The 7,107-nt window shown below is 71.8% G+C and carries 6 protein-coding genes; 1 reads left to right on the top strand and 5 read right to left on the bottom strand.

The window, feature by feature from the left end; genetic code table 11:
- Nucleotides 1–136 precede the first annotated feature (136 nt).
- Entirely contained in the window at nt 137–1,084 is a 948-nt protein-coding gene (locus tag ACWCSV_RS30805) for an SDR family oxidoreductase (protein WP_451147836.1), read from the bottom strand.
- Between the two features lie 125 nt (nt 1,085–1,209).
- Here ACWCSV_RS30805 and ACWCSV_RS30800 point away from each other — a divergent pair, with 125 nt between their 5' ends.
- The gene (locus ACWCSV_RS30800; RefSeq protein WP_451147834.1) at nt 1,210–1,773 is read left to right on the top strand and encodes a TetR/AcrR family transcriptional regulator; all 564 of its coding nucleotides are present in this window, start codon (nt 1,210–1,212) and stop codon (nt 1,771–1,773) included.
- A gap of 202 nt (nt 1,774–1,975) precedes the next feature.
- Here ACWCSV_RS30800 and ACWCSV_RS30795 read toward each other — a convergent pair whose 3' ends face one another.
- The 4 genes from ACWCSV_RS30795 to lhgO all read right to left on the bottom strand — a co-directional run bounded on the left by ACWCSV_RS30795 (nt 1,976) and on the right by lhgO (nt 7,041).
- A complete protein-coding gene (locus ACWCSV_RS30795) occupies nt 1,976–3,073 on the bottom strand; it encodes an Ldh family oxidoreductase (protein ID WP_451147844.1) in 1,098 nt (365 codons plus the stop codon).
- A 55-nt stretch (nt 3,074–3,128) separates the two neighbouring features.
- On the bottom strand, nt 3,129–4,847 hold the full coding sequence (locus tag ACWCSV_RS30790) for a thiamine pyrophosphate-dependent enzyme (protein ID WP_451147832.1): 1,719 nt from the start codon (nt 4,845–4,847) through the stop codon (nt 3,129–3,131).
- Between the two features lie 13 nt (nt 4,848–4,860).
- Nucleotides 4,861–5,721: an amidohydrolase family protein gene (locus ACWCSV_RS30785; RefSeq protein ID WP_451147830.1), complete on the bottom strand. Its 861-nt coding sequence runs from the start codon at nt 5,719–5,721 to the stop codon at nt 4,861–4,863.
- Nucleotides 5,722–5,841: 120 nt separating this feature from the next.
- Nucleotides 5,842–7,041 carry an L-2-hydroxyglutarate oxidase gene (gene lhgO / locus ACWCSV_RS30780; protein ID WP_451147828.1) on the bottom strand — a complete coding sequence of 400 codons (1,200 nt, stop codon included), beginning with the start codon at nt 7,039–7,041 and terminating at the stop codon, nt 5,842–5,844.
- Nucleotides 7,042–7,107 lie beyond the last annotated feature (66 nt).

Genomic DNA, 7,107 nt, shown 5'->3' with positions numbered 1-7,107 from the left:
ACCTCCCCGGCCGAAGACACACGCGGGGAACGGCACGACGGCCACGGGCCGGGACCACGCGGACACCCCCGCACGGCCCCGGCCCGTCGCCGTACCACGGCAGGCCCGTCGCCGTACCACGGCGCCGGACACCGCTTCAGGCGCGCTGGGCCCAGGCGAAGTAGTGGCCGTCCTTCAGGTCGGCGATCAGCCCGGGACGGGTCGGCTGCCATCCGAGGAGGTCGCGGGTGATCCGGGCCGAGGCGGGGCCGTCGATTCCCCAGAAGCCGCCGAGCACACCGACGTACTCCCCCGCCTGCTCAGGGGTGACGGACACGGCCGGCACGTCGAGGTGCGCGGCGAAGACCTCGGCCACTTCCCGGATCGGGACGCCCTCGTCGGCGACCGCGTGCAGAACCGACCCGGCCGGCGCGGACTCCAGCGCGAGGCGGAACAGCCGTGCGGCGTCGTCGCGATGGACCGACGGCCAGCGGTTGGCGCCGTCCCCGACGTAGGCGGCGGCGCCCTTCTCGCGGGCGAGGCCGATCGCGGCCGGGATGAAGCCGTTGTCGCCGTCGCCGTGCGTGGCCGGGGGGAGGCGTACGACGGAGGAACGGACACCGGAGCCGGCGAACGCGAGTGTGCGGTGGGCGTTGCCCAACCGGCCCTCTCCACCGCTGATCGGGCTCCCACCGTCCCCTTTCTCCGCCAGTCCGTCGCGTTCGGTGGCGACGGCCCCCGGCGGGAGTCCGAGCACGCCGAGGATGCCGGAGGCGACCACCAGGGGCTTGCCGGTGCCGCCGAGGGCCTCGCCGAAGACCTCGATCGCGGCCCGGTCGGCATCGGTGGCCCCGGCGTAGTCGCCGGAGAACGCGATGTCGTGCTTGAACGCGAGGTGGATGACTCCGTCGGACGACGCGGCGGCGTCGCGCAGGGTGCCGAGGTCGTCGAGCGTCCCCGCCCGGACCTCCGCTCCGGCATCCCGCAGGGCTTGTGCCGCGGCGTCGGAGCGGGCGAGCCCGACGACCGTATGACCGGCGGCGAGCAGCTCGGGAACGAGCCCGCGGCCGACCCAGCCCGATGCTCCGGTGACGAAAACGCGCATGGGGAACCTCCAGGAAGGGGGCGTCCGCCGGGCGAATCCACGGCAGGCGGCCCTTGAAGTCTGCCCCCATTCTTTGTACGGTCGTACCAGAAAAGTCAAGCGGCATCCAAGGTACGGAGGCATCGATGGCGGGGCGTCCCGTGGACCATCAACGGCGGGCCGAACTGCTCGACGCGGTGGTCGACTTCACGGTGGACCACGGGTTCTCGGAGCTGTCGTGGCGGCCCGTCGCCGCGGCCCTCGGGGTTTCGCCGACGACCCTGGTGCACCGCTTCGGCACCAAGGAACAGATGCTGCAAGCCGTCCTCGGCCGCCTGCGGGAGCGCATCTTCCGGGCCACCCGCGACACGGTCGGCCATCAGGCCGGCCTGGCGGCCTCCGTGCGCGCGGTCTGGAACAGGGCCTCCGACCCGCGGCAGGGCGCGGAATTCAGGCTGTTCTTCGCGGTCTACGGGCGTGCGCTCCAGGCGCCGCAGCAGTTCTCGGACTTCCTGGAGCACGTCGTGGCGGACTGGATGAACGCCCTCCGCGATGCGCAGGGGCCGGACGCCGATCCGGCGGCGGCGACCCGCACGGCCACCCTCGTGATCGCCACGGTCCGGGGCCTGCTGCTCGACCTGCTCGCCACCGGTGACCGGGACCGGGTCGAGGACGCGGCCGAGAGCTTCCTCGCGGCTCTCGACGGATGACCGCCGCCTCGTCGCCGCACAGGTCCCGACCACTGGCGGGCCGGACCACCGGGCCGGGCTCCGTGCGTCGTCCGTGAAGCGGAGAGGCCGGGGAGGAACCCCCGCACAGTGGGTTCCTCCCCGGCCTCCTCGTGGGCGGTCGGCGCGGGGGGCGGGTCCGGTCCTGCCGGTACCGTGCCGCCCGCCTCACCGACGCCGCTCCTCAGCCCGCGGCCACCGGCTCCGGCGGAATGACGCCGAACTCAGCCGCACGCCCGGTGAGCTCGCGCCAGACCTTCGGGGCCACCGGGAGACCCTTCTCGCCGCGCTCGACGGCCAGGGCCGCGCTCCGCTCCCCGGGGTAGAACACGCCGGAGGCGTCGTCCGCCTGTGGCAGGCCCTTGAGGGTGGCCAGTGTGGAGTCGACGGCGGTGGTGAAGGCCGCCGGGTCGCCGAACGCCGCCGGGTCGAGGGCGATGAGCAGCGCGTTCTGGCGGTGCTTGCGGCCCTTCGGGTCGTCCGAGTGGAAGGCGGCGAAGATCGGCGCGCCGACGAGGACGCTGGTGAGCAGCTCGAAGGCGATCGACATGCCGGAGCCCTTGGCGCCGCCCAACGGGAGCGGCATGACGGCCTGTTCCGGGTCGGTGGTGGGGGTTCCGTCGGCGGTGGCCGCCGCGCCTTCGGGGAGCGGGGTGCCGCTCGCCTTGGCCTGGCGGATCCTGCCGAGGGCGATGGTGGCGGTGGCCATGTCGAGGACGAGCGGCGCGTGGGCGTCGGCCGGTACGGCGATGGCGAGCGGGCTGGTGGCGACGGCGGCGCCCTTGACGCCGGTGTAGCCCATGTTGGGCATGCCGGAGACGAACCCGATGCCGATGAGGCCCTGTTCGGCGATCTTCGACACGTAGTAGCCGATGGCCCCGGTGTGGACGGTACGCCGGACGGCGACGGCGGCGATGCCGTTGGTACGGGCCCGGCTCACCGCCTCGTGGGCGGCGGCGGTGAGGGCCACCGGGCCGGGCGCGTGGTCGGCGTCGATGACCGTGGCGGCCGGGGTCGACGATTCGACGGTGAGCTCGGCCTTGGCGTTGGCCACACCCTTGGCGAGCAGGTCGAGGTAGGCGGGGACGCGGGCGATGCCGTGCGAGTCGACGCCGCGCAGCGCGGCCCAGACGAAGACGTCGGCGGTGGTGCGGGCGGCTTCGGCGGCGAGGCCGCCCTTCTCCAGGAGGGCGGCGGAGAAGGTGCGCAGGTCCTCGGCGGCAACGAGGACCTTGCCCGGCTTGGAGGTGGGCCGGTCGGTCAGGGTGGGCCGGTCGGTCATGGCGGGCTGGTCGGTCATGGCGGGCTGGTCGGTCATGGTGGCGGTGCCTCCTGGGTCAGCGGGTGACGAGTACGTCGACGACGGCGGTGGTCCCGTCGGCGACGGCCTTGAGCGCGCGCTCCAGCGCGGGCGCGAGGGCGTCGGTGGTGTCGACGGTCTCGGTGTGCATCCCGAACGGCTCGGCGAACGCGGCGAGGCGGGGCAGCCGGTGCAGGTCGGTGCCGAGCCATTCGCCGGTCCCGGCGGCGGCGCCTTCGGGGTAGAACCTGCGGTGGTTGAGGTTCATCGACTTGTAGACACGGTTGTTGAACACGAGGATGAGAACCGGCAGTTCGTACGTCCTGGCGGCGTCGTACGACTGGATCACCGGGTTGTAGGTGAAGGCGCCGTCGCCGACCGTGAGGACCACCGGCTTGTCCTTGGCCGCGAGTTTGACGCCCAGGGCGACCGCGATGCCCTGTCCGAGTCCGCCCTGCACGTAGAAGTACGAGTCGGGCTCGGAGGTCCGCAGGTGCCGCTTCACGATCCTGCTGTGGGTGATGGTCTCGTCCACGACGATCCCGCCGGTCCCGTCGAGCAGCCGGCGCAGGGTGGCGGCGACGAGGACCGGGTCCACCCCTTCGCTCTCCTCCGCCTTCGTCTCGGCGGCGGTGACGGCCGCCTGTTCGGCGGCGTACCGCTCCTCCTGCGCGGTGCGGCGCAGGGCGACGGTGGCGCGCTGGTCCTCGGTGAAGTCCCTGGCCCGCTTGGCCAGTTGGCGCAGTGTGTTGGCGACGCTGCCTTCGAGGTAGGCGTCGGCGAAGAGTACCTGGTAGACGATGTGCGGTCGCTGCGGCACCTCGTCGACGACGACGATCGTCGCCTTCGAGGGGCGGCGGCTCGGCGGGTAGAAGGGGACGCGGCAGTTGACCAGGAGGATCAGGTCGGCTTCGTCCATCCAGGGGCCGATGTCGCTTCCGGCGTGCAGCGGGTGGGTGCGGGGGAAGTTGCCGCAGACCGCCGAGTCGGGTTCGACCACCGGGATGTTCCATGCCTCGGCGAAGGCGAGGAGCGCTTCGAAGCCGCCCTCCTCGCGGCCGGCCGTCTCCGTGACGATCACCGGGTTCTTCGCGTCGCGGATCAACTGGGCGACGGGGTCGACCTCTTCGGGCGAGCTGTGGGTGGAGCCGGGCGCGACGATCGGCTTGGCTCCGCGGCCGTCCCACTCCTCAAGAAGGATCTCCAGGGGGATGTTGAGGTAGGCCGGGCCGGCCGGTGCCCGCCAGGAGAGTTCCGCCGCCCGGGCGATCATGGTGGGCAGGGTGTGCACGCTGGCGGCCTCGGTGGCCCACTTCGTGAAGGGCTGGGCGACGCCGTGCGGGCCCCCCACGATCGAGAGGTTGCGGTACCACTGGCCGCCCGGGTCCTGCCCGGGGCCGTCGCCGTAGGTGCTGGACTCCGAGGAGGTGACGACCATGGGGACGCCGGCGAGCAGCGCCCCGTGGATCGCCATGGAGCCCTGGAGCAGGCCGGGGGCCGCGTGCAGGAGGACTCCCTGCGGGCGGCGGGTGACGAGGCCGTAGCCGGTGGCCATGCCGACCGCGACCGTCTCGTGGGTGAGGTCGAGGTAGTGGGGGGCCGGGTCACCGTCGCGGTGACGCCGGGCCAGTGACTCCCACACCGGGGCCCATTCGGACCCCGATGAGCAGAAGAGGTAATCGGCGCCGACGGCGTTGAAGGCGGAGACGACGGCGTCACCGCCGTCGACGCCTGGCGTGTTGCTGCTGTCCGTCATCTCAGGTGTTCCCTCAGCCCTCGACCGGCCAGCCGAGGACCTCGCTGATGCCGCGGCCCATCATCCATTCGAGCTCTTCGGGGGTGAAGTCCCAGTGCTTGGTGAACTGCTCGATGGTGTCGGTGTAGGTGATGCCGTGACCGAGCAGGCGGGTGATGTCGGTGCCGTAGAAGCACCGCTGCGGCCCCATCCTGTCGACCATCTCGCGGACGTACTTCTCGATGTTCTTGTTCGGGAAGGGCTCGGTGGAGTACCCGGGCAGGGCCGAGACCTTGACGTAGATGTTGGGGTACTGGGCGAGGTCCGCGGTCTCGGAGACCCAGTAGCCGATGGAGTCGTCCACACAGCGGGCCATGATGCCCATGTGGTCGATGATGATCTTCAGCTCGGGGTGCTTGGCGGCGATCTGGCCGAGTTCGCGCTTCCAGATGGGCGCGTGGACCATCGTGGGGACGCGGAGCTCCTCGGCGATCGGCCAGTACCAGTCGTTGGTGCCGTCGATCATCCAGTTGCGGTCCTGCGGCCGGTGGAAGGTCAGGCGGGTGCCCTTGATGTGCGGGTTCTGCGCGAAGTCCCGCAGCATGGCCGTGCCCTCGGCCTCGTTGTCCTGGGGGACGCGGGCCATGATGCCGAAGCGGTCGGGGTGGGCCTCGCAGGCTTCGAGGGCGTAGTCGATGCGGTTGCCCTCCCACGACGGCGGAAGGATGAGGGCGCGGTTGACGCCGGCCTCGTCCATCAGCTCCAGCGCCTCCTCGTAGGAGAAGGCCTCCTCGCGGTGGCCGTTGAGGCGGATGCGCTCGCGGGCTCCGGGGACCCAGGGGCGGTCCGGGGCCTCTTCCTTCCAGATGTGGATCTGGGTGTCGACGACGAACATGGGGAGCCTCTTCCGTTGCGGGGTGGGGTGGTGTGCGTCAGACGTTAGAGCTGGTGGGGGCGTTTGCTAAGACCCCTGGAGCGCAACCAGTTGTTGCGCGAACCGGCAGGTCGCAGGCGGTCACGCCGGGGCGAACACGGCCTCGGCGATGTGCTCGGCGATGGCCATGGAGGCCGTGGCGGCCGGCGAGGGGGCGTTGCGCACGGCGGTGACGCGGCCGGCCCGGTGGATGCGGAAGTCGTCCACGAGCGAGCCGTCCGGGTCGAGTGCCTGGGCGCGTACGCCCGCTCCGCCGCGGACCACGTCGGCGGCGCCGACGCCGGGGACGTACGCCCCCGCGTCCCTCATGAAGGCCCTCGTGGAGAGCGAGCCCCGGTACTCCTTGATGCCGGTCCGCCAGTGCTGGGCGGCCATCCGCCAGGCGCCGGGATACGCGGCGAGCCGCGCGAGGTCCTTCACGGAGACGTCCGACAGCCGGTAGCCCTCCCTGGCCAGTGCCAGGACGGCGTTGGGGCCGACCTCCACGGAACCGTCGACCCGGGGGGTGAAGTGCACCCCGAGGAAGGGGTAGCGCGGGTCGGGTACGGGGTAGATCAGGCCGCGCACCAGTCCGGTGCGCTCCGGTCTGAGCAGCATGTACTCGCCCCGGAAGGGCACGATCCTGGGCGCCTTGTCGTCCCGCGCCAGCCGGGCGACGGAGTCGGACTGGAGGCCCGCGCAGAGGATCAGCCGGTCGACGCGTACGCGCTCCTGGCCCGAGGCGACCTCGATGCCGCCGGTCACTTCGGTGAGCGCGTCCACCGCGAAACCGAGCCGCACCTGGCCTCCTGCGGCCTCGATGTCCTCGGCGAACTGGCGGGCGACGGCCGGGTAGTCGGTGATCGCGGTGCGCGGCGAGTGGAGGGCCGCGATGCCGCCGGCGTGCGGCTCGATCTCCTTGATCTCGTCCTTCGAGATCTTCCGCAGGTCGGGCACATGGTTGTTCCTGGCCCGTTCGTACAGGTTCTCCATGCGGCCGAGTTCGTCCTCGCGCACGGCGACGACGAGCTTGCCGGTCTCCTGGTACGGGAGCTTGTGCTCCTGGCAGTACGCGCGCAGCAGGGCGACGCCCCGTACGCACAGGTCGGCCTTGAGGCTGCCCGGGGCGTAGTAGATGCCGGCGTGGACCACGCCCGAGTTGTGCCCGGTCTGGTGGACCGCGACCTGCCGTTCCTTCTCGAAGACCACCACGCGGGTTCCCGGGCGGCGCAGCGCGATCTCGCGGCCCGTCGCCAGGCCCACGATGCCGGCTCCGACGATGCCGATCGTTTCGTCGCTCATCGGCATCCTCCTTTCTTGCTGATTACGCTGGGTGGAACTGGGTGGAGCCCGATGATTCCGGGTGGC

It is taken from the genome of Streptomyces sp. NPDC001770, assembly GCF_053596135.1.
The sequence above is the reverse complement of the archived record's forward strand: the minus strand, read 5'-3'. Positions and strand labels throughout refer to the sequence as shown.

Bases quoted from the DNA above. Each gene is read 5' to 3' on its own strand.
- ACWCSV_RS30785 (WP_451147830.1), bottom strand. From the start codon at position 5,721: ATGTTCGTCGTCGACACCCAGATCCACATCTGGAAGGAAGAGGCCCCG.
- ACWCSV_RS30795 (WP_451147844.1), bottom strand. From the start codon at position 3,073: ATGACCGACCGGCCCACCCTGACCGACCGGCCCACCTCCAAGCCGGGC.
- lhgO (WP_451147828.1), bottom strand. From the start codon at position 7,041: ATGAGCGACGAAACGATCGGCATCGTCGGAGCCGGCATCGTGGGCCTG.
- ACWCSV_RS30800 (WP_451147834.1), top strand. From the start codon at position 1,210: ATGGCGGGGCGTCCCGTGGACCATCAACGGCGGGCCGAACTGCTCGAC.
- ACWCSV_RS30790 (WP_451147832.1), bottom strand. From the start codon at position 4,847: ATGACGGACAGCAGCAACACGCCAGGCGTCGACGGCGGTGACGCCGTC.
- ACWCSV_RS30805 (WP_451147836.1), bottom strand. From the start codon at position 1,084: ATGCGCGTTTTCGTCACCGGAGCATCGGGCTGGGTCGGCCGCGGGCTC.